General features: G+C 26.3%; 1 protein-coding gene. It reads right to left on the bottom strand.

The window, feature by feature from the left end:
- Positions 1 to 217 (bottom strand): helix-turn-helix domain-containing protein (locus E0702_RS18895; protein ID WP_132045979.1); only part of this gene is annotated, 217 nt, incomplete at both ends.

Here is a 217-nt window from a genome sequence, read left to right on the forward strand (position 1 = left end):
TATAAATTATTAGAGTTATTTAAAGTTTTTTCTATCTCACTTAATTTATAATAAGTGCGGTTTCCTAGTTTTAATGGGTGTAATAATTGTTTTTTACTCCAATCGTTTAACGTAGTTAGGCTAATGGATAACATTTTAGCGGTTTGAATCCGCGTTAAATAAGTTTCCTTATCATTTGGCTCTAATTCTTTTTTAAAGCTGTTAAATTGATTTTTTA

It is taken from the genome of Halomonas marinisediminis (genome assembly GCF_004347715.1).
GTDB lineage: Bacteria > Pseudomonadota > Gammaproteobacteria > Pseudomonadales > Halomonadaceae > Halomonas > Halomonas icarae.